A 19834-nucleotide genomic window follows, 5' to 3' on the forward strand; every position below is an offset into this window, starting at 1 on the left:
GGGGGGGGGGGGGGGGGCGGGGGGGGCCGGGGGGGCCTGGGAGGTCGTGGGTGCGGGGCTCGGCGCGGACGGGGCCGCGGCCGGGGTGCCGCTTGCCGCGGAGGCCGCCGTGGGCCAGCCGCCCGGGCGGGACGCCGCTCCCTGGGCGGGGGCCGGGGAGGCCGGACCGCTGCCCGGCGCCGAGGCCGTGGGCCAGCCGCCGGGCCGCCGCTCGGCGGGGGCGGGGGCGGGGGCGGGGGCGGCAGGGGCGGGCGGAGTGGGAGCTTGGGACGGCTGAGGGGCCTGAGGCGCGTGGGAAGGCTCGGGGCCTTGCGACGGGTGAACCTGGGACGAGGAATGCGAGGGCTGCGAGGGCGGCGAGGGCTGGGCGCTCGTGTCCGGGGCCTGGCCACCACCCCCACCCTGCGGCGCCGGCGCTCCGGCTCCCGTCCCGGCACCCCGCACGGCCGCGCGCGCCGCAGCGGGACCGCCGCCCGGCGGCACGGGTGGACCCTGCGGAACGGGCGGACCTTGCGGAACGGGCGCGGGCCCGCCCGCGGGCATGGCGCCCCCGGACTGCTGCACGCCGGCGTGGGCCTCGGGCCCGGGAACGTACCCCATCGCGGGGCCGGGGCCCTGGCCACCGGGCACGAAGTTCCCGCCGCGCTCCAGGCGCTCGAGGCGGGCCATCATCGAGCGCTCGTCGTCGTAGGCCGCGGGGAGCAGCACGCGGGCGCAGATCAGCTCCAGCTGGAGCCGCGGCGAGGTGGCGCCACGCATCTCCGTCAGGCCTTCGTTGACGAGGTCGGCGGCGCGGCTGAGCTCGGCGCCTCCGAAGACACCGGCCTGCGCCTGCATCCGCTCGACGACGTCGGCGGGAGCGTCGATGAGCCCCTTCTCGGCGGCGTCCGGCACGGCGGCCAGGATCACGAGGTCCCGCAGCCGCTCCAGGAGGTCGGCCACGAAGCGCCGCGGGTCGTTGCCGCCCTCGATGACACGGTCCACGACCTCGAAGGCCGCCGCGCCGTCCCCGGAGGCGAAGGCCTCGACCACGGAGTCGAGCAGCGAACCGTCCGTGTACCCGAGGAGGGAGGTCGCCATGGCGTATGTCACACCGTCGTCGGCGGCGCTGGCGAGGAGCTGGTCCATGACGGACATGGAGTCACGCACGGAACCGGCGCCGGCCCGCACGACCAGCGGAAAGACACCGTCCTCGACGGCCATCTCCTCGCGCCCGCAGACCTCGGCGAGATAGTCCCGGAGCGTGCCGGGCGGCACCAGACGGAACGGGTAGTGGTGGGTGCGCGACCGGATCGTGCCGATGACCTTCTCGGGCTCGGTCGTCGCGAAGATGAACTTGAGGTGCTCCGGCGGCTCCTCGACCACCTTCAGCAGGGCATTGAAGCCCGCCGAGGTGACCATGTGGGCCTCGTCGATGATGTAAATCTTGTACCGGCTTGAGGCGGGGCCGAAGAAGGCCTTCTCGCGCAGGTCACGCGCGTCGTCCACGCCACCGTGCGAAGCGGCGTCGATCTCGATGACGTCGATCGATCCCGGACCGTTCCTCGCCAGGTCGCGGCAGGACTGGCACTCGCCGCAGGGCGTGGGGGTGGGACCTTGCTCACAGTTCAGGCAGCGGGCCAGGATGCGCGCGCTCGTCGTCTTGCCGCAGCCGCGCGGGCCACTGAACAGGTAGGCGTGATTGACCCGGTTGTTCCGCAGCGCCTGCTGCAGCGGGTCTGTCACATGCTCCTGCCCGATGACCTCGGCGAACGACTCCGGGCGATAACGGCGGTACAACGCGAGAGACGACACACATACGAGGTTATAGGCGACCACTGACAACCCGGACCGCCCCAACGCAAAGCGCCCCTCACGCACCCGCCAGAGCCGACCTACCCTTGCTGCCTTCCGGCCCTGGGGGAGTTCAGTCAGATAGCGCCACGTGAGGGGCTGACGCCCACCCTAGCGGATACGGGGCCGCGGAAGCGACGCCGGGAGGCACCGTTCCGACCTCGGGAAGCCGCCGAGTGGATCGTGTTCGCGAGCACTCCCCAACGTCTTGTATTGTTTGCGGCGGAGGATTCGCCTAGTGGCCTAGGGCGCACGCTTGGAAAGCGTGTTGGGGGCAACCCCTCACGAGTTCGAATCTCGTATCCTCCGCACCCGCCCACCTGGGCAAACGAAGGTCCCTGCCGCTGAGCGGCAGGGACCTTCGTCGTTCCGTAGTTGCAGTTTTGGTTGCAGTTGCCCGGTCGCCGACAGGTAACTGCTCGACGTAAGCACCGTGGCCATCAAAGATGGCTGACTGCGAGACGGGCGCGCAGCGCCTTGTGTCGTGGTTCGCCGTCGTCTTCGTCGGGACTCCGACAAGATGGACAACGTCATCTCCACAGCGCAAGGGATCGCCGCATGGCCTCGAACTCGACGCCCCGACACCAGGGCCGTCTCGAACTGACCTGGACCGACAAGGACAAGACGCTTCTGTCGACCGGGGACGGAAAGTACGACTACACATTCGTCGACCCGACGGACTACCGAGTCTCCGAGGTTCGTCTCCTCCACGAGACCGAACGAGTCGAGGCGCCGACACCTGCGAGCCGTCCAGATGACCTGCCTCGGCCGACCACCGACAACCTCTTGATCACGGGCGACGCGATGCACGCCCTGGACGCGCTCGCCAAGATCCCGGCGTACGCCGAGAAGTACGCCGGGAAAGTCAAGCTGGTCTACATCGACCCGCCCTTCAATACCGGTCAGGCGTTCCAGCATTACGAGGACAACATCCAGCACTCGATCTGGCTCACGCTACTGCGCGACCGACTCCGCCAGATCAAGCCGCTGATGGACAACGAGGGGGTCATCTGGGTGCACCTCGACGATGCAGAGGTACACCGCTGCCGCTCCGTGATGGACGAGGAGTTGGGTGCGGACTGCTATCTCGGCACAGTGGTCTGGCAAAAGGCTGACGGCCCACGCAACGACCTCCCGAACTTCTCTGTCGACCACGACACACTGCTTGTGTACGGACGGACCTCGAAAGCCCGTCTCATCCGGGGCGCTCGCGACGCCTCGCTTAACTCGATCTACAAGTCACCGGACGGCGACCCTCAGCCCTGGTTCGACGACAACCCCACCGCCCCTTCGGCGCATCGGAACCAGACCTGGGTCTATGCCGTCCAGTCGCCGATCACCGGTGACCTCATGTACCCCGCGAAGGGGCGATGCTGGGCTACCAAGCAGGAGACCCTGTTGGCAGCACTGTCGGAGTACGCAGCCTATGAACCGCGTGTGCTAGAAGACGACGAGAAGCGGGCCGAGATCTGCGGCGTGCCGATCAAGGAACTACGCAAGGGCGTCCCCGCACTGATGCTTGCGGTTCCCCTCGAAGAAGCTCAGAAGACCGCTGAGGATCGCAAAACTGCGGGCCCGTGGCCGGAATACATCATTCGCCCAAAGGGAACTTTGGGTCGAAAGCGACTGCAGCCTGACACTGGCTCCAATACCCGGACAATGTGGTTCAACACCGAGGTCGGCCACAACCGTGAAGCCAAGGCTGAGATCAAGTCGCTCTTCCCCGGTACGAATCCCTTCTCGACGCCCAAGCCTGAGCGGCTATTGAAGAAGATCATCGAGGCATCGACCCGGCCAGGTGACGTTGTACTGGACTGCTTCGCAGGGTCGGGCACCACGGCGGCCGTCGCACACAAGTTGGGCAGGCGGTGGGTCACCAGCGAACTCCTCGCCGCTACCGCGGAGACATTCACCTTGCCTCGCCTCTCGAAGGTGGTCCGTGGTGAGGACCCGGGCGGTGTCACTACGACGACGGAGCGCGTCGCGACAGCTGACCTTCCCGACGGCATGACGCCTTCGGAGGCGCAAGAATTCAACCGCCTCCTCAACAAGGTCGCCAAGTCGGATGACTCCTTCAACGCCACGACACTCCGCGATCTCCGTACAGCCACCAGGACCAAGGACGAGAAGAAGATCATCTGGCACGGCGGTGGAAGTTTCACCCACCTCCAGGTCGGTGAGTCCATGTTCGTCGAGATGGCCGGGATGGTCCTCTTGGCCGACTGGGCCACCCAAGGCGCTCTGGCTGAAGTCATGTGCGCCCAACTGTCCGTCCCCTACGAGCCTGACGGAATCTTCGCCGGCAAGCAGGGCCGCGTCAGGTACGTCGTCATCGACGGCATGGTGGGCCCAGGCACGATCGCGTCCATCGTCGACAGGCTCGCCGAGGGCGAGATGGTAGAGGTGTGGGCAACTCAGATCCAAGACGGCGCAGTCGAGGCTGTGAAGGAAGCCCGTAACGGCTCTCGGCTCGAACTGATCCCCGATAAGGTCCTCGACAACTATCGTCGTAAGTCGGCCCGCAAGTCGCCGTTCGGCGGGGGCCGTTCTATGCCGTCGCCCCGAGACGCGGACGATTCGGCTGAGACCACCGTCGCTGCCGCCACAGCCGAAAGGGAGAGCGCCTGATGGGCGTGTTGCAATTCCAACCCGACCTCTTGGACCAGGTCACCCATCGGCTCACCCTGCGTGAACCGAACCGCAAGGCGATCGAATCGGTGTTGCTCCGCACGTCCGACCACTACGACGTGCAAGAGAAGACCGAACCATACGAGTGCATCGTGGATTCGGCCACCGGCGTCGGAAAGACCTATGTCATGGCCGGTCTGATGGAGTATCTGGCGGGAGCCGAGACTCCGGCTCGGAACTTCCTGTTGCTTGCACCCGGTAGGACGATCCGCGACAAGTCGGTTCTCAACTTCACGGCTGGGAACCGGAAGTCGATGCGCAGCGTGCTTCGTTCCGACCCGTACGTCATCACGGCCGACAACTTCAACACGCAGGCCACCAGAATCGCCATCGATGACCCGACGGTAACGAAGCTCTACATTTTCACCGTTCAGGCCCTGACCTCTGCCACAGGCGAGGGCCGCGCTACGCACGTAATCCTGGAGAACCTGGGCAAGTCGTTCTTCGACTATCTCGCGCAGCTCGATGACCTCGTGATCCTGGCGGACGAACACCACTGTTACCGAGGGCCGGCGTTCTCAAGGACCATCCGGGAACTGAACCCCCAGCTTGTAGTCGGGATGACCGCCACACCCGTGAGAGCAGACGAGTCCCTCGTCGCCTTCCGCTACCCGTTGGCAGCAGCAATCGCCGACAGACTAGTAAAGACCCCCGTGATGGTGGCTCGTCGCGACGATCGCTCCGACATCGGGACGAAGCTACTCGACGGTGTCAATCTGCTGCGCTACAAGGGGCAGATTGCCGACGCCTACTGCGACGAGAACAACCTGCCTCGGGTCAACCCGGTGATGTTGGTCATCGCCCGGAACATCGAAGAAGCCGAAGAGTTTCAGAACGTGCTCGACACTGCTTCCTTCGATGGCGGCTCCTGGGTCGGGAAGACACTGCTGATCCACTCGAAGCTGACCGGTGACGCCAAGGAGAAGGCTCTGGCCGATCTCCAAGCCGTCGAGGAGCCTGACTCGCCGATCCGCATCATCATCAGCGTCGGCATGCTGAAGGAAGGCTGGGACGTCAAGAACGTCTACGTGATCGCGTCCATGAGAGCGTCGGTCTCGGAGGTCATGACCGAGCAGACCCTCGGCCGCGGTATGCGTCTTCCGTTCGGCGAGTACACGAACGTCGAGATCCTCGACACGCTCGAGATCCTGGCCCACGAGAAGTATGGCGAGCTGCTCGCGAAGCGGAAAGTCCTCAACGAGGCGTTCATCGACTACGGCACCTACGCCGAAGTTCGGCGACTTGCTGACGGCAGCTCTGTGGTCCGTCAGAAGACGGTCGAGAGCGATGCGGACGTCATCGGGCTGCCCAGTGGGGGCGACCCCGCAGGGGCTGGCAACGACAACGCGCCTGGCGAGAGCACCCCTGCAGGAGCTCGCGGCGGCAATGGGCAAGGCACCGAGGAGGCTTCGCCCTCGGGGGGCGACGCGAAGGCTCCGTCGCATTCTGTTCCCAGTACGCCTGGCGTTGTGGACGTGGAGACCCGTACACGTGAGGCGGCAGAAGCCGCGAGCGGTACTTCTGGGGCTGTCCAGTACGATCCGCTGCCTGACCGAGAACCCATTTTGATCCCCAAGTTGATCTCAGTACCGCAGTTCGTCGCGGTCAGCCTGAATGACATAACCGACTACGGACCGTTCGAACGGCTCGGCCGCACGCTCACTGCGGACTACTCTGACGAGCTGAAGCGAACCAAGCTCGTTGCCAGTCATGATGGCCGCAAGGTCATAGTGGGCACCGAGACGGCCACTGACACAGTGGTCTCCGCACTACCGCTCGACATCCCCCTCTCGGTCACGCGAAACGCCCTGGTTCAGAGGGTCATGTCCGTCAAGGGCGTTCCGAATCGGCAGCTGGAGGTTGGCGCCGCTCAGCGCATCGTTGATCACCTCATTAAGGCCATGGGCGACAAGGCGACCGAGCACCTTGCCGCTTTTGTCGACCGCTGTGGTCAGCGTCTCGCTGCCGAGGTCGCCAGAACCCTCCGAGCGACGACTAACGCCCAGGTCTCCTACACTGATGACGTAGAGATTCTCGCGCTGAGCAAGACCCGCGTGACGCGCAAGCGCCAGATGGCCGGTCACGCTGATGGTGCGTTCAGTAAGACGACTGCCTTCAACGGCTGGACCAAGAACCTCTACAGCCACGCCTGGTTCGACACCGAGCCAGAGTTCAAGGCAGCCAATGCCATCGACAGCGGGAAGAACGTGACTGTCTGGGCACGACTGCATATCAACGACGTGCCCATCACCTGGACGTCGGCGGGAAATAACTACAACCCCGACTTCGTCGTGATCGAAGAGGTGGATGGACAGCGCAACGGCTGGCTGGTGGAGACGAAGGCCGACAAGGACATGACCTCCGAAGAGGTAGTCGCCAAACGCCGAGCAGCACGCAGGTGGGCCAACACTGCAAACTCCTCACCCGATGTCGACATTACCTGGAAGTACCTCCTCGTAGGAGAACAGGACGTTGACGACGCCCAAGGGTCCTGGGAATTCCTGAAGGGCTTCGGCCAGTAGTAGCAAGCCGAACTGATCGACTGAACCGCACCGGCTCGGTCGAGAAGTCGCACAACTTCCTCTGGGCCCCATAGACATGGGGCCCAGAGGAAGCCTTCAACCATCGAGATCGCCGTACTCTCCAGGATTCTTCGCGCGGTCCACAGCCTGTGCGCGAGCCTCTGCGAACGCGGCAACGACAGCCTCCTGGCTCATGCCGCGAACCTGAGCCTCGACCTCTTGGCCGGGGCGGCGGCTGGTGTGCCAGCGGACCGAGAGATCCGTATAGAGGTCAGTCTCGAACTCCCAGGCAAGCACAGACCATTGCTCTGGCCGACCGATGTTGAGCCGCTCGCCGCCCGGCAGGAATACTGCGTGGGCATGGTGGACGGTCCTTCGGTCGGGCATCCGGTCGCGGACAGCGCGCATGCCGCCGGGTCCCGTCTTCTCCCACTTCAACCGGTCCCACTCCTCGACCACGGCGATGCTGTCCCGCTGGCCCTCACTCCACTGCGCAGCGACGGCCTCGGCGTGCGCGCGGTGCTTGAACGGGATGCGCTGTTCGTCAAGGCGGACGACGTACACCGTCGAATCCGTCGAGCCGGGGCTCTGGCCCGGACCAGGCACAAACCCTCCAGGGTCCGGTTCGATGACGTGCGGCTTCGGGCCCCACAGCAGGCCGCTGATCTTCGCGGCCGTCTGCTGGAGCACGGGACCGGTGAGGTGCTGGTATCGGCGGCGCATCCGGGCGGACTTGCCGGGCTCCCAGCCCATGATGCGGTCGACGACCGCTTCGGGGACGCCGAGGATCAGCAGCACGGTGGCGGCAGTGTGGCGGGCGTCGTGGAGGCGGCCGTCGCGTACGCCGGCGGCCTCCAGCAGGTCCTTCCACCGGTGGTAGTCGGTGTTGGGGTTGAGCGGCTCTCCGATCGGCGAGGTGAACACGTACCCCTTCTCCACCCACAGGTCACGGGCCAGGACCCGCTCGCGATCCTGCTTCTCCTTGTGCTGCCGCAGAAGCCCCAGCAGCTCCTCCGGCACACCGATCGGGCGTTTGCCCGCGCGGGTCTTGGTGTTCTTCGTCTCGCGCCGCACGTTGATCTTCTGTGGGCAGTAGCCGGGCTTGCGGCCGCACTTGTCGCCGCAGCCGTGCTGGTAGCGCGGTCGCAGGCGGCCTCGTCGTACGAGTATCACGCCCGCCACGAAGTCGACGTCCTCCCACTTCAGGCCGAGAACCTCGCCCTGGCGGAGGCCGAGCGCGAGCGCGATCACCCAGCGGGCGGTGTTGCGCACCTTGGTGGCTTCGGCGAGGAGGCGCTGGACCTCTTCGAGCGTGTACGGCTCAACCTCCTCCTCCTCGACTTTGGGCGCCTTGGCAACGGAGGCCGGGTTCAGAGTGAGATGGCGACGGCGTACGGCCTCGTTGAGCGCCGTCTTGACCGTGCGGTGGACCTGGTGGGCGGTGCCGGCGGCGCTGCCGTTCGCCTGCATCTTCCAATACAGGCGCTCCAGGTGCTCCGGCTCCAGCTTCTCCAGGCGGTGGGCGCCCAGGCCGGGGATGAGGTGGTGGTAGACCGCCACTCGGTAGCCGTCGATGGTGTTCTCACCGACGTTGGGCGCTGCGATGTTCTCCACCCAGTGGGTCAGCCAGGTCTTGACCGTCCAGGTCTGACCGGCCTTGCGGACGCCCGTGGAGTCGCGCTGCTTCTCCAGGTCGCGTACGGCCTTGGTGACCGCAGTGCGGGTCTTGCGGCTGGTGTGGCGGCGGTCGGGGGTGCCGTCGTCCTTGACCCCGACGGTGACGTAGCCGTGCCAACGGCCGTCCGTGCCCTGGAAGATCGACGAGGCGCCGTTGGGCTGTCGGGACTTGGTGGGGTTGGTCATGTGCGCCCCCTCAAGCCGCGGTGCCGAAGCCTTCAGGACTGAGGCGGCGTTGGAGGAAGTCGTTCACCGCCTCGACCGGGACGCGGCGCAGGCGACCGACCTTCGCGGAGGGGATCTCACCGGAGGAGATGTACTTGTAGAGGGTGGTGCGGCCGACACCCATGCGTCGGGCGGCCTCGGCGACAGTGAGGCCGACGAGTGTGGTGTCGCCCTGGTCACCGCTCCGCGCGGCTATGAGCGCGCGGAGGGAGTCCTCGGGGACGTCGAGGAGCTGGGCGATCTGGGCAAGGGGCAGGGAGTGCTGGGGCAAGGGTGTGCTCCTCCTCCGGCGCACACGGTCACGGGGCGGCAACCCTCGCGGACCAAGCCGGTGGTGATGATCAGGGATGGGCGGTACTGGGGGTGGGGCCTGGAGGCACGCTTGTCGGCGTTCGCAGCACCGAGAGGGTTCTCTCGAAGGTCAGGCGTCGCGGGCTTGCCCGCGCGCACCCGGCCTCGCGGCCCGCGCTAATTCAGGGGTGCTGGCGCTTCCACTCGTCTTCTTCGCGCCGCGTGAGCTGTTCGAGCTCGGCCTTCTGCTCGGCGCCGTAGCTTGCGAAGTGGGCCAATTCGAACTCGATGTGCTCGATCTCGCGCTCCAGGATCTGCACGTCGTGCTGCATGCGCGCGAGCGCGGCCTTCTTGGCGATGTGGTCGCGGACGAGCCCGCGGATAACTGGGTCGGCATGCTTCATGGGCGGCGCGGTCAGCTCGTCCATGGTGAGGCCGAATACCTGGCAGAAGCCGAGGGCCTCGTCGAGGTTGACCCGGCGTCGCGGCTTGCCACTCTCGATGCGCCAGATCGCGGCCTGGTTGACCGGGTGGCCGGCCTCGGCCATCTTCTCGGCTAGGGCGACCGTGCTCCAGCCGCGCGCCTCACGTTCCTGCTTGATGCGATCGGCGACGTAGTCCTCGGGTGCAGGCCGCTCCGGGCCGACGCGCGCCGCGCTGTTTCCGCTGCTCATCTCCACCTCCTCTCCTCAGAGTGACACCAGGGGCCACTGCGGCCAGGGTCAGAAGTGAAGCTCATTGCGTAGCCGAATGCAAGTCATTGCATTTTAGAAACTTCAGGGTATGGTGTCCGTCCACCCCCGAACGCCGGGGGACGCGTACGGACATGAAAAAGCCCCCGACGCTGCGAAACGCCGGGGGCAAAGCACGAACCCTCGTAACCGCCCATCCCTGAACGATCGAACCGGCTCGGCCGGGGTTGCCGCCCCATATGGCCGACCGGGTGAGGAGCTCTATGCCTCAGGGTACGACCCTGCCACCCCAGATGCCATCCCGCTACGAAGAGGGTCCCACGCTGCCGTTGGACGGGGCGGAGCCTCCGTACAACGTAGACGCCGAGTGCGCGGTGCTCGGCGCCTGCATGCACAACATCGACGTCATCGACGCGATTCGGCCCGTTCTGGGCGAGGACTCCTTCTACCGGCCCGCCCACGAGACCATCTGGCGCGCACTCCTCGCCCAGCGCCGCGAGGATAAGCCGACCGACCCGATCGTCCTCGTCGAGCTGCTCCAGCAGCAGGGAGATCTGCAGCGTGTCGGCGGCCGCAGTTACGTGTTCGACCTTGCCAATGTGCTCTACGGCACCGGCAGCGCAGAGCACCATGCGGAGATCGTCCGCAAGAAGGCCGATCTCCGCCGCTTGCGTGCCTCCGCAGTGCGCACCCTCCAGCGCGCGCAGGAACCGGGTGCCGACCCCGAGGCGATACGCAGCGAGGTCGAAACGGAAGTACGCGCCGAGCGAGAGCGCGCCCTGGCCTCGGGCCAAGGTCGCCTCAACCGCTTCGCCAGGGACGGGTGGTCCTTCGTCAAGGAGACCGGTGCGGATGCCGAGCCCTTGTGGGGAACCCGTGAGAAGACAGTCTGGGCCTCCGGCGAAAGCCTGATGATCGTCGGCGCACCGGGCGTCGGCAAGACCACCCTGGCCCACCAGGTGATCTTCGCCCGCCTCGGCCTCCAGGAGACCGCCCTGGAGATGCCGGTCGCCCCCAGCAGACGGGTGCTCTACCTGGCCATGGACCGGCCCAAGCAGATCGCCAGGGCCATGGACCGCCTCGCCTTCCCCACCGACGAGAAGACCCTGCGCGAGCGGCTCGTGGTCTGGGAGGGCCCGCTGCCCGCCACCCTCGACAAGGAGCCCGACCTCCTCGCCGACCTCGCCGCCGCGCACCAGGCCGACACCATCGTGATCGACAGCCTCAAGGACGCGGTCAGCACGATGGTCGACGACAGCGCCGCGGTCACCTTCCACAACGCCCGCATGCGCGCCCTGCGCAACGGCGTGGAAATCATGGAACTGCACCACCAGCGCAAGGCCACCGCCGACGCCCCGCGCGGCCAGCGCCCCAGCCTCGACCAGGTCTACGGCTCCACCTGGATCACCGCAGGCGCGGGCAGCGTCCTCTTCGTCACCGGGAAGGCCGGCGATCCCGCCGTCACCCTGCACCACCTCAAGACCCCCACCGGGGAGGTCGGCCCGCTGGACGTCACCCACGACCACAAGCGCGGAACCACCACCCTCGACCCCACCAAGGACCCCGCCGTCCTGCTGCGCAACGCCCCGAACGGGATGAGCACCCGCGAGCTGGCGACCGTCCTGATCGGCGGGGGCGAGCCCGAACGCGCCGATCTGGAGAAGGCACGGCGCCGCCTGGAGAACCTCGTGGCCACCGGTCTGGCGACCAAGGCCGACGGCATCGCCGGAGGAGCCGGAGGCGGCCAGCAGACCCGCTACTACGCCTCCGCCCGCCACCTCACCGCCGTCGGCTGAGCCCTTACCGGCTCGCGCGAAGCGATCACGGAACCGTACACGCGGCCCTCACGTGTGCACGCCGCCGTGAACCGCTCACAACGCACACCCTCACCGCAAAACCGCAGGTCAAGCGATCACGCGAGCGTCCACGCCGTACACGCGCCCAGGCGATCACGCGCGGGGCCCCCTTTAGAAGGGGGCCCGCGTGTACGCCCCCTCCGTGAACGCCCCTCACTCCAGCCTCACAAGCCCCACTTCCACACCCTGGAGCCCCCCCCTTGCCCTCCCCTGCCCCGAGCACCCCGGCAGCCGTACGCAGCAGCCGCGGAAGCCGCGTCGGCAGCGCCCTGTTCCCTTTCGCCCTCGGCCGTCGCGGGCGAGACCCTCGGCACCATGACGATCCTGACAATGCTCGCCGAGCACCCGCACCCGCCGGGCGTCATCGCGTGCACAAGGGACACGTCGCCCTCGTCATCGGCTTGGTGGCTGTCGTCCTGATGGCCTTCCGGGTCTCGTGGAACGCACTGTCCGACGTGGCCCGCGCCATAGGAGCAGACCCCACCGCCGCCCTGCTCTACCCGATCGTGGTCGACGGGCTGATGGCCCTCGCACTGGTCGCCGCGCTCGTGCTGACCGGCACCGGCCGGAAGTTCGCACTGCGGGTCCTGGCGGCCTACACGATCGCCAGCCTCCTGCTGAACTACGTGCACGGCCTCATCCCGGCCCTGCACACCGTGTCGGTCCAGCCTGGCCGACTGACCGACTGGGACCCCGCCAACCTGGCCCTCGTGCTGCTGGCGACCTCCCTCCCAGTCGGGTCGATCTACTTCGGGTCGGACCTCGTGGCCAAGGTGTTGCACCACAACCCCGAGTCGGCCGACTCCGCCGACGCGGCCTCGGCCCGTTCGGCTGGCCGGCAAGCTGACGAGCAGGCCGCACGGTCGACGTCTGACCAGGCCGAATCGGCCCCCGAACAGCTGACCGAGTCGACCCCTATAAAGGTCACCGAGGAGCCCGTGGCGGAGCCGACCGAGGTTGACACGTCGGCCCCCGGGCCCGCTGCCCGACCGCCCCGGTCGGCCGCCGTGGCGGAGTCGACCGGAGCCGCCCCACGTCGGGCGACCGGTCGGGTCCCCACCGCCGCCAAGTCGGCCACCGACCGCGTCCCCACCCGAACCGACGCCGAAGTTCTCGGCGAGGCCCGACTCCTGACCGTCGACTGGAGCGACAAACGGCTGACCGCCGAGCGCCTGCGCAGCCAACTACGGATCAGCCAGGACCGCGCCCGCATAGTGCGCGACCAACTGAAGGCCGAGCGCACCGGTCAGGCCGAGTCCGCCGCGTCGGGTGGCTCCGAGGCGGAGCGGCCTGACGGACTCGGCAAAGCCGCCTCCCAGCAGCAGAGGGAATTCGGCACAGCCCCCGTCAGCACGTCCTGACCCCCGCAAACGCACCGATCGCCCCACCCTCCCGGCTCACCCCGTGCAGACAGCACGGGGCACGGGCACCGCTCACATCTGAAAGGTCCTTCTGCCATGCCCCGTTCGACCGCACCTGCCTGGCACTGCTACTACGACGTCTGTCCGATCTGCACCGCGCCGGAGCGCGGCGAGATGACCCTGCTGCACTGCGCCATCCTCACGCTGCTGGAACAGGGCCGATGGATGGCCGGCGACGAGATCCCTCTGCCCGAGATCCTCTCCGCCGGCGGTGACTACCTCAGCCGTCTCAGGGACGCGGTCGGTGACGGCATCCCGGTGCCCGCCGTCGAACACTGGTCCTGGCTCGTTGCCGAACTGCGCTTGGCCGTCGCCCGCGCCGCCGGACTCGATGCCGTCAGCACCCTCGACCCGCGCATCGACCAGGTTTTGACCACCGCCGCCCGCCGCACATCGCGAGGCCAGGTGAAACTGCTCGATCTCGCCGCCAAGCAGTTCGCCGAGCTCTACACGCGACCGCGAACCACCTGAACCCACCGGGACCCCGCACCGTACCCCCGACACAAGGACAGCCCCGTCATACACGACTCGCACCACGAGCTCCCCATCTCTCAGGGACTGATGACCACCACTCCTGCCATCACAGGGCCAGCAAGTTGTCGGGTAAGGAACCCGGCCTCCGCCCCGGTGGGGGCGGAGGCATCCGGTGCCGAGGGGGCACCGGAGTCGGTCGGCCCTGGGGAGCCGACCGAGACAGGGGGTGTCGAGCCGTCATCGAACATGCCGCACAAGCCCGTGCTGCGTCGCCGCCTGCGTGACAAGCAGCTGCGCGAGCGCCGCTTCCATCCCCGCTACAACGACGCCGAGTTCGCCCTCGTCAAGAACGCCGCCGCCCTGAGCAACATGGCAGCGGGCGGCTACGTCGCCGAGTGCTCGCTCGCTGCCGCCCGCTCCGACGACCCCACCACGGCTGTGGCCGACTACCGCGCCATGGTCAAAGCGCTGATGGCCGCCAACGGACAACTTGGCAAGATCGGCAGCAATCTCAACCAGCTCGCACACCACCTCAACAAGGATGGCGCCTGGCCCCACCCCGACGCCATCCAACGGCTCTTGAAGCGCGTCGAGGCATCGATCGCCGACCTGGACGCCACCGTCGCCCAGGTCACAGAGGGGCGGTGAGCCAGTGATCCCGAAAATCATTCTTGGCAAGGGGTCGAGGGCCACCCGCCGCACGATCGGCTATCTCTTCGGCAAGGGCCGGGCCAACGAGCACATCGACCCGCACCTGGTGGCGTCCTGGAACAGCTTCGCCCCCGACCCCGGCCGCAGCCCTCACCGGTCGCAGAAGGACGTGGAGGACCAGCTCGCCGCCCAGCTCGACCAGCCGGTGAAGATGCTGGGCGACAAGGCCCCCAAGGACACTGTGTGGCACTGCCCCGTCCGTGCCGCACCCGAGGACCCGATCCTCACCGACGCCCAGTGGGCGGACATCGCCCGACGGATCGTGGCCGCCGCTGGCATCGCCCCCGAGGGGGACGAGGAAGCCTGCCGCTGGGTGGCCGTGCGCCATGCTGATGACCACATCCACATCGCTGCCACACTCGTCCGCCAAGACGGCCGCCGCCCCCAACGCGACTACGACCAGCGCGCCGTACAGCGGGAGGCCCGCCAAATCGAATTCGATTACGAACTCCGGCGGTTGCAGCCAGGCGACGGCACCGGCGCCAAGCGCCCCACCAGCAAGGAGCACTTCAAGGCCAAGCGCCTGGGCCAGGACGCCGCATCCCGCGAGACGCTGCGCCTGCGTGTACGCCGCGCTGTGGCTGCCGCCTCCAGCGAAGCCGAGTTCTTCGCGCTCATGGAAGCGACCGGCATGAACGTACGACCCAAGGCCGAACCGTCCGGCGACGTGACCGGCTACAGCGTCTCCCTGCCCGGCGACGTCAACAAACAAGGCGAACCCGTCTGGTACGCGGGCTCCACTCTCGCCGGCGACCTATCCCTGCCCAAGATCCGCCAGCGCCTGGCCGACACCGGCCCCGAGCCCGCTGCCGTCCCGCCGGGCAACCCGTGGCACTGTGCCACCGCCGCCACCGAACGCATTCCCCACCACCTCACCCACGACGACGAGCACGTCGCCCAAGGCCAGCTCGTCGCGCTCGGTGCCGCCCTCGACCTGTTGCCGCTCACCGCACCCACAGCGGTGAAGGCCGAACTGGAATGGGCTGCCGTGACGTTCGAGCGCGCCACCCACTCACGCATAACCGCCGACCTCGACAGCGCCCGCGTCCTGCGCCGCAGCGTCCAAGCGATCTGGCACAACCCCGCAGCCATGGGTGATGGGTCCGGCCTGGCGATGCTGCTCGACGCCGCACTCACCGCGGTCGCCTTCGCACGTCACTGGCACCGCACCCGCCAGCATTCCCAGCAGGAAGCGGCAGCGGAGCAGGCCCTCGTCCACCTGCAGGCCGCGTACGCACACGTCGCCGAGCCGGTCCTGGCGGGTCTCGCGCAACGCGCTCCCAGCACCCAGACCAAGCACCGCTTTGCCCGCCACCTCCAGCAGGCGGTCCCCCAGCACGCCGAGCGCATCCTCAACGACACTGCCTGGGATGCACTCGCCACCGTGCTCGCCGAAGCGGAAGCTGCCGGCCACAACGCGGCCACCGTCCTTGACCAGGCGCTCGACCAGCGCACTCTAGATGACGCCCACAGCCCCGCCCGCGCGCTGACCTGGCGCATCCGCCGCCTCGGTGAACGTCACGCCCCTGGCCCCCGAGCACAGGCAGCGAGGGCCCGCAGCGCCACGCGAAGCAGCACCACCCCGGCCCCTCCGGTGGCAGCCACTATCCCGACGCGGGTGCCGCCGCGACGGCGCTGATCACTCCCGCACGAGGAGCTCGGGAGTGAGCAGCTCCAACGCCTCCTCCCAGCGAAAGCGGTCCGCCTCGCCGCCGGTCACGGACGGCCATGCGGCCACCAGCCCGCGTATGGCTGGGTGGCGGATGACTTGGGCAAACAGCCCAACGCTCTGTCCGAGGCAACCCAGACTTCAACGCTCGCCCTTGCCAGGTCCGGGCACGGTCGAGTGGGAAGGTCTTGTCCGGTCGGGTGATGGCGTGGCCGTGCTGTCGTGGTTGCCGACGAGCCACGCACCTAAGAGGAGGCCCACGACAAGCAGGACCAGGTGGCGGTTCTTCTTCCACCACGACGGCGGGCTGGGCTTGGTTATGACGTACTCCACGCCTGGGGGCTTCGGCATGGAAGTCCTCCTTCTCTTGTCGAGCGTCCCGTAAAAGGCGTGGTGCTGTCCTATTCCGGGAGTGTGTGTATGTGCGGACATATACGCCGACGCGGGCGGAGCTGGCGACGGAGGACCAAGCCGGCGGCGCGCCTCGCGAACGGGCTCTCGACCGAGCGGCATAGACGTTTCGCGGTTCGGACGGGAGACGCTGGGGGTAGCGCACCTCTCGTCCGTGAACCTAATGGCGATCAGGGCCAGCGCTACGCGGGTGGTCGGGGTTGAGGAACCATTTGCGGGCCGAGGCGAGCCACCAGGTACCGCAGAAGGCGACGACGACCCCGACCGCGATCGGCGCGTAGTTGAAGGTGTCCGCGGTGACCGGGGAGCTCTGCGGCAGCATGAACAGCATCGTGATCACCATGACCCACGCGACGGCGATCGTGCCGATCGTGGTGGACCAGGAGCCGAGGTGCCAGGGGCCGCGCTCGAACCGGCCCCCCAGGCGCAGCCGCAGGAACGTGGGGATCACGTACGCGATGTAGAGGCCGATGGTCGCGATAGAGGTGACGGCCGCGTACGCGGTGCTGTTCCACAGGTAGGGCAGACCGAGGACGAAGGCACCGCCGGTGGCCAGCCAGACGGCGTTGGTGGGGGTGCGTGTGCCGGGGTGGAGCTTGTGCCACGTCCGGGAGAAGGGCAGCGCACCGTCGCGGGAGAAGGCGTAGATCATCCGGGAGTTGGCGGTCACGGATGCCATCCCGCAGAACAGCTGGGCGACGATGATGACGAGCAGCAGCCACTTGCCGACCGCCGCGCCGAGGGCGTCCATGAGGATCTGTGCCGGGGGCACACCGGTGCCCGACTCCAGGGCGCCGGTGTAGGAGTCGATGGCGTAGGTGAAGCCGAAGAGGAGGATGAATCCGGCCGCGAGGGAGACGAGGATCGAGCGGACGATCCCCTTGGGGCCGGCGGTGGCCGCGTCGATCGTTTCCTCGGTCATGTGGGCCGAGGCGTCGTAGCCGGTGAAGGTGTACTGCGCCATCAGCAGCCCGATGAGCACCACGTAGGTGCTGGAGGTGAAGCCGGTGTTGTTGACGAACTCGCCGAAGACGAAGTGGGCCGACTGGTGGTGGTCGGGGGTGAGGACCAGGGCGCCGCAGATGACGACGACGCCGAGGATGTGCCACCAGATGGACACCTCGTTGAGGGCGGCGACGATGCGCACGCCGAAGGTGTTGAGGACGCCGTGCAGGGCCAGGATGATCCCGAACAGCGTGATGGTGTGCCCTGGCGTGGCGGCGTATCCGAACTGGAGATCAAGCAGGGCGTTGAGGAAGTTGGCGGCGCCGAAGTCGATGCCCGCGGTGACGGCTATCTGGCCGAGGGTGTTGAACCATCCGGTGAACCACGCCCAGGCCGCCGCCGAGCGTCTCGGAGCCATGCGGTGCGCCCAGAAGTAGAGGCCGGCGCTGGTGGGATAAGAAGAGCAGACCTCGGCCATCGACAGCCCGACGAAGAGGGTCATGAGGCCGACGAACAGCCAGCCCCACATGATCACCGCCGGGCCGCCGGTGTTCATGCCGTAGCCGTACATGGTCATGCAGCCGGACAGGATCGAGATGATCGTGAAGCTGACGCCGAAGTTCGCGCGGCCGGACATCGAGCGGGACAGCGTCTGCTGGTAGCCGAGCTGCTTGAGGCGTTCCTCGTCGGAGACGCGGGAGACATCGAGAGGCACAGGGGTTCCGTCCTTCGTACGTGAAAGGGGGATGGTTCGGATGCTCAGCGGTGTCGGCGTCGCGGAGGGCTGTAGGCCCAGCCGCGGTGCCGCAGGAACAGTTCGCGGGGCTGGCCGCAGTACGACCACGGCACTTGCGTGGCGTACGGGCCGATCGCGTCGAAGACCTCCAGGGCCTCGTGGTGGCGGTTCGCGAACGACAGGGCGTGGCCGAGGTAGTTGGCGTCGTCGGCAAAGCAGGCGTGAGGCTGCGGTGCTCGGTAGCGCCACCAGCGCTCCAGCACCGGATCGATCTGCGGGCAGTCGACCCATGGGTGGATCGTCAGGCCGTATGGCGTCTGGTCCTGCTCCTGGCGGGACCGGTGTGCTTCCGCCAGGGCGACCAGGGGCAAGGCCGCTATGGGCAAGCCTTGGGGAGCGACGGATGCCTGCTCCTCGGCCCACCAGGCCGCCTCACCTGGCTTTCCGTGATGGCGGGGAAGCAGGTACGTGATGACCTCGTGGTGCGCCTCGCGATTCCACGGGTCACGCTGCTTGATCTCCTCCCATACGTGGCAGAGCGTGTCCCGATCGGGAGCATGGGTGCGAAGTAGCGCGAGCATGACAATCAAGGGGGCGACATCCTGCGGCCACACATCCAGAGCGGCACGGGAGGTGGCCCACGCTTCCTCCATGAGCGTCCGGCCCGCGTCCCGTCCGACGATCATGGCGCGCAGAGCCTGGACGTTCGCGAGAAGGGCGAGGGCGTGTGGTGAGCGCGGTTCGGCCTTCGCCCAGGTGTCCGCGAACCGGAGCCGTGCCCCCGCTTCGGCGAGGACCTGGAGGCGGAAGATCCGGCGATCCCAATCCGGTCCAGTAGAGCCCAGGAGATCGCGCGGGCCCTCCCAGCGGCCCATTGAGGCATCTTGGAGAACCCGCCGCAGCGCCTCGTCGTCCCTCGCCGGGTGCGTGTCGAGGAGTGGCTTGGACTTCATTCCTTCTCGTCCCTAACCGCGATCCGCAGCCTGCATGGCCCCGGCGCCCGCCCCCACGCGACGCGACTCGTTATCTCCATCAGGAGGGCCGCACTTCCCGTCCAAGGACTGCGTTGACAGCTCGCTGGTGGACGAGGCCCGTGCGTACGAGCTTGGCCTCCGGAGTGAAGCAGTCCACGATCGTCATGTGGTTGGCCGCAGGGCAGACCCCTCCGTCGACGACGACGGACACCGTGAGGCCCGAGGCTGCGAGGAAGGTGTGAACCTCGTCGAGGGTGACGGCGGGCCCGCGGTCATCCGGTCCGGCGTCGCCGGAGATGTTGGCCGTCGTCGCGGCCACAGGGACCTTTGCCCGTGCAGCCAGTTCGCCGAGGAACCCGGGCGCCATGGTGGTGAGCGCCGGCGAGCCGACAGCGGCATGGCGTGCGGCGTCGTCGGGGTCCCGCCACGGCAGGAGGAGTGCGAGGTCGCCGGGCCAGAACTGTTGGGCGAGTCTCCGCGCCTCGGCTCCGAGTTGGAAGTGCTGTCCACAGACAGTCAGCGAGGGAGTGACGTAGGCGAGGGATTTGCCGGTCGGGCGCCGCTTCCCCTCGAAGATGCTGCCGGCGGCGTCTGCGTTGCTGGCGTCGGCACAGATCATGTACCAGCGATTGGTGGGGACGATGACGAGCCCTCCGGCCTCGATGGCGCGGGCAGCGGTATCGAGTTCGCCGGGGTAGACGATGCGCAT

The 19834-nt window shown here is 67.7% G+C and carries 15 protein-coding genes, 1 tRNA gene and 1 other RNA gene; 8 read left to right on the top strand and 9 right to left on the bottom strand.

The window, feature by feature from the left end; genetic code table 11:
- Both AB0N81_RS35875 and ffs read right to left on the bottom strand, forming a co-directional pair.
- Positions 1-1794: DNA polymerase III subunit gamma and tau (locus AB0N81_RS35875; protein WP_365365993.1), on the bottom strand; the 1794-nt coding region annotated here is incomplete at its 3' end.
- A gap of 44 nt (positions 1795-1838) precedes the next feature.
- Positions 1839-1937: signal recognition particle sRNA small type (gene ffs, locus AB0N81_RS35880), an RNA gene on the bottom strand.
- A 120-nt stretch (positions 1938-2057) separates the two neighbouring features.
- Here ffs and AB0N81_RS35885 point away from each other — a divergent pair.
- From AB0N81_RS35885 to AB0N81_RS35895, 3 genes are all read left to right on the top strand, one after another.
- Positions 2058-2142 (top strand) — tRNA-Ser (locus tag AB0N81_RS35885).
- A gap of 249 nt (positions 2143-2391) precedes the next feature.
- Positions 2392-4461 (top strand): site-specific DNA-methyltransferase, encoded by a 2070-nt coding sequence (locus tag AB0N81_RS35890; protein WP_365365995.1) that lies wholly within the window; start codon positions 2392-2394, stop codon positions 4459-4461.
- The gene (locus AB0N81_RS35895) at positions 4461-7043 is read left to right on the top strand and encodes a DEAD/DEAH box helicase family protein (RefSeq protein ID WP_365365997.1); all 2583 of its coding nucleotides are present in this window, start codon (positions 4461-4463) and stop codon (positions 7041-7043) included. The genes AB0N81_RS35890 and AB0N81_RS35895 overlap by 1 nt, the downstream gene beginning before the upstream one ends.
- Before the next feature lie 96 nt (positions 7044-7139).
- Here the strand turns inward: AB0N81_RS35895 and AB0N81_RS35900 are convergent, their stop codons facing one another.
- The 3 genes from AB0N81_RS35900 to AB0N81_RS35910 all read right to left on the bottom strand — a co-directional run bounded on the left by AB0N81_RS35900 (position 7140) and on the right by AB0N81_RS35910 (position 9910).
- Entirely contained in the window at positions 7140-8906 is a 1767-nt protein-coding gene (locus tag AB0N81_RS35900) for a site-specific integrase (RefSeq protein WP_365365999.1), read from the bottom strand.
- 10 nt (positions 8907-8916) lie between these two features.
- Positions 8917-9216: a helix-turn-helix domain-containing protein gene (locus AB0N81_RS35905; RefSeq protein ID WP_052578136.1), complete on the bottom strand. Its 300-nt coding sequence runs from the start codon at positions 9214-9216 to the stop codon at positions 8917-8919.
- A gap of 202 nt (positions 9217-9418) precedes the next feature.
- Positions 9419-9910 carry a helix-turn-helix transcriptional regulator gene (locus AB0N81_RS35910; protein WP_365366002.1) on the bottom strand — a complete coding sequence of 164 codons (492 nt, stop codon included), beginning with the start codon at positions 9908-9910 and terminating at the stop codon, positions 9419-9421.
- Between the two features lie 281 nt (positions 9911-10191).
- On the opposite strand from AB0N81_RS35910, the gene AB0N81_RS35915 reads away from it, so the two are divergent.
- From AB0N81_RS35915 to AB0N81_RS35935, 5 genes are all read left to right on the top strand, one after another.
- The gene (locus AB0N81_RS35915; protein ID WP_365366004.1) at positions 10192-11724 is read left to right on the top strand and encodes a DnaB-like helicase N-terminal domain-containing protein; all 1533 of its coding nucleotides are present in this window, start codon (positions 10192-10194) and stop codon (positions 11722-11724) included.
- A gap of 428 nt (positions 11725-12152) precedes the next feature.
- Positions 12153-13145 (top strand): DUF2637 domain-containing protein, encoded by a 993-nt coding sequence (locus AB0N81_RS35920; RefSeq protein ID WP_365366006.1) that lies wholly within the window; start codon positions 12153-12155, stop codon positions 13143-13145.
- A gap of 96 nt (positions 13146-13241) precedes the next feature.
- A complete protein-coding gene (locus tag AB0N81_RS35925; RefSeq protein ID WP_365366008.1) occupies positions 13242-13676 on the top strand; it encodes a hypothetical protein in 435 nt (144 codons plus the stop codon).
- 249 nt (positions 13677-13925) lie between these two features.
- On the top strand, positions 13926-14327 hold the full coding sequence (gene mobC / locus AB0N81_RS35930) for a plasmid mobilization relaxosome protein MobC (RefSeq protein ID WP_365366010.1): 402 nt from the start codon (positions 13926-13928) through the stop codon (positions 14325-14327).
- Positions 14328-14331: 4 nt separating this feature from the next.
- Positions 14332-16029, top strand: a complete 1698-nt coding sequence (locus AB0N81_RS35935; RefSeq protein WP_365366012.1) for a mobilization protein — start codon at positions 14332-14334, stop codon at positions 16027-16029.
- 171 nt (positions 16030-16200) lie between these two features.
- Here the strand turns inward: AB0N81_RS35935 and AB0N81_RS35940 are convergent, their stop codons facing one another.
- The 4 genes from AB0N81_RS35940 to AB0N81_RS35955 all read right to left on the bottom strand — a co-directional run bounded on the left by AB0N81_RS35940 (position 16201) and on the right by AB0N81_RS35955 (position 19834).
- Positions 16201-16410 (bottom strand): hypothetical protein, encoded by a 210-nt coding sequence (locus tag AB0N81_RS35940; RefSeq protein ID WP_365366014.1) that lies wholly within the window; start codon positions 16408-16410, stop codon positions 16201-16203.
- A gap of 220 nt (positions 16411-16630) precedes the next feature.
- Entirely contained in the window at positions 16631-18130 is a 1500-nt protein-coding gene (locus AB0N81_RS35945; protein ID WP_365366016.1) for an amino acid permease, read from the bottom strand.
- Positions 18131-18174: 44 nt separating this feature from the next.
- Positions 18175-19104, bottom strand: coding sequence for a hypothetical protein (locus AB0N81_RS35950; RefSeq protein ID WP_365366019.1), 930 nt, complete (start codon positions 19102-19104; stop codon positions 18175-18177).
- A gap of 79 nt (positions 19105-19183) precedes the next feature.
- Positions 19184-19834, bottom strand: coding sequence for a Sua5/YciO/YrdC/YwlC family protein (locus tag AB0N81_RS35955; protein WP_365366021.1), 651 nt, complete (start codon positions 19832-19834; stop codon positions 19184-19186).

The sequence above is a fragment of the Streptomyces sp. NPDC093510 genome (genome assembly GCF_040683555.1).
Taxonomy (GTDB): Bacteria; Actinomycetota; Actinomycetes; order Streptomycetales; family Streptomycetaceae; genus Streptomyces.

Bases quoted from the DNA above. Each gene is read 5' to 3' on its own strand.
- mobC (WP_365366010.1), top strand. From the start codon at position 13,926: ATGCCGCACAAGCCCGTGCTGCGTCGCCGCCTGCGTGACAAGCAGCTG.
- AB0N81_RS35955 (WP_365366021.1), bottom strand. From the start codon at position 19,834: ATGCGCATCGTCTACCCCGGCGAACTCGATACCGCTGCCCGCGCCATC.
- AB0N81_RS35950 (WP_365366019.1), bottom strand. From the start codon at position 19,104: ATGAAGTCCAAGCCACTCCTCGACACGCACCCGGCGAGGGACGACGAG.
- AB0N81_RS35895 (WP_365365997.1), top strand. From the start codon at position 4,461: ATGGGCGTGTTGCAATTCCAACCCGACCTCTTGGACCAGGTCACCCAT.
- AB0N81_RS35890 (WP_365365995.1), top strand. From the start codon at position 2,392: ATGGCCTCGAACTCGACGCCCCGACACCAGGGCCGTCTCGAACTGACC.
- AB0N81_RS35900 (WP_365365999.1), bottom strand. From the start codon at position 8,906: ATGACCAACCCCACCAAGTCCCGACAGCCCAACGGCGCCTCGTCGATC.
- AB0N81_RS35925 (WP_365366008.1), top strand. From the start codon at position 13,242: ATGCCCCGTTCGACCGCACCTGCCTGGCACTGCTACTACGACGTCTGT.
- AB0N81_RS35940 (WP_365366014.1), bottom strand. From the start codon at position 16,410: ATGCCGAAGCCCCCAGGCGTGGAGTACGTCATAACCAAGCCCAGCCCG.
- AB0N81_RS35910 (WP_365366002.1), bottom strand. From the start codon at position 9,910: ATGAGCAGCGGAAACAGCGCGGCGCGCGTCGGCCCGGAGCGGCCTGCA.
- AB0N81_RS35915 (WP_365366004.1), top strand. From the start codon at position 10,192: ATGCCTCAGGGTACGACCCTGCCACCCCAGATGCCATCCCGCTACGAA.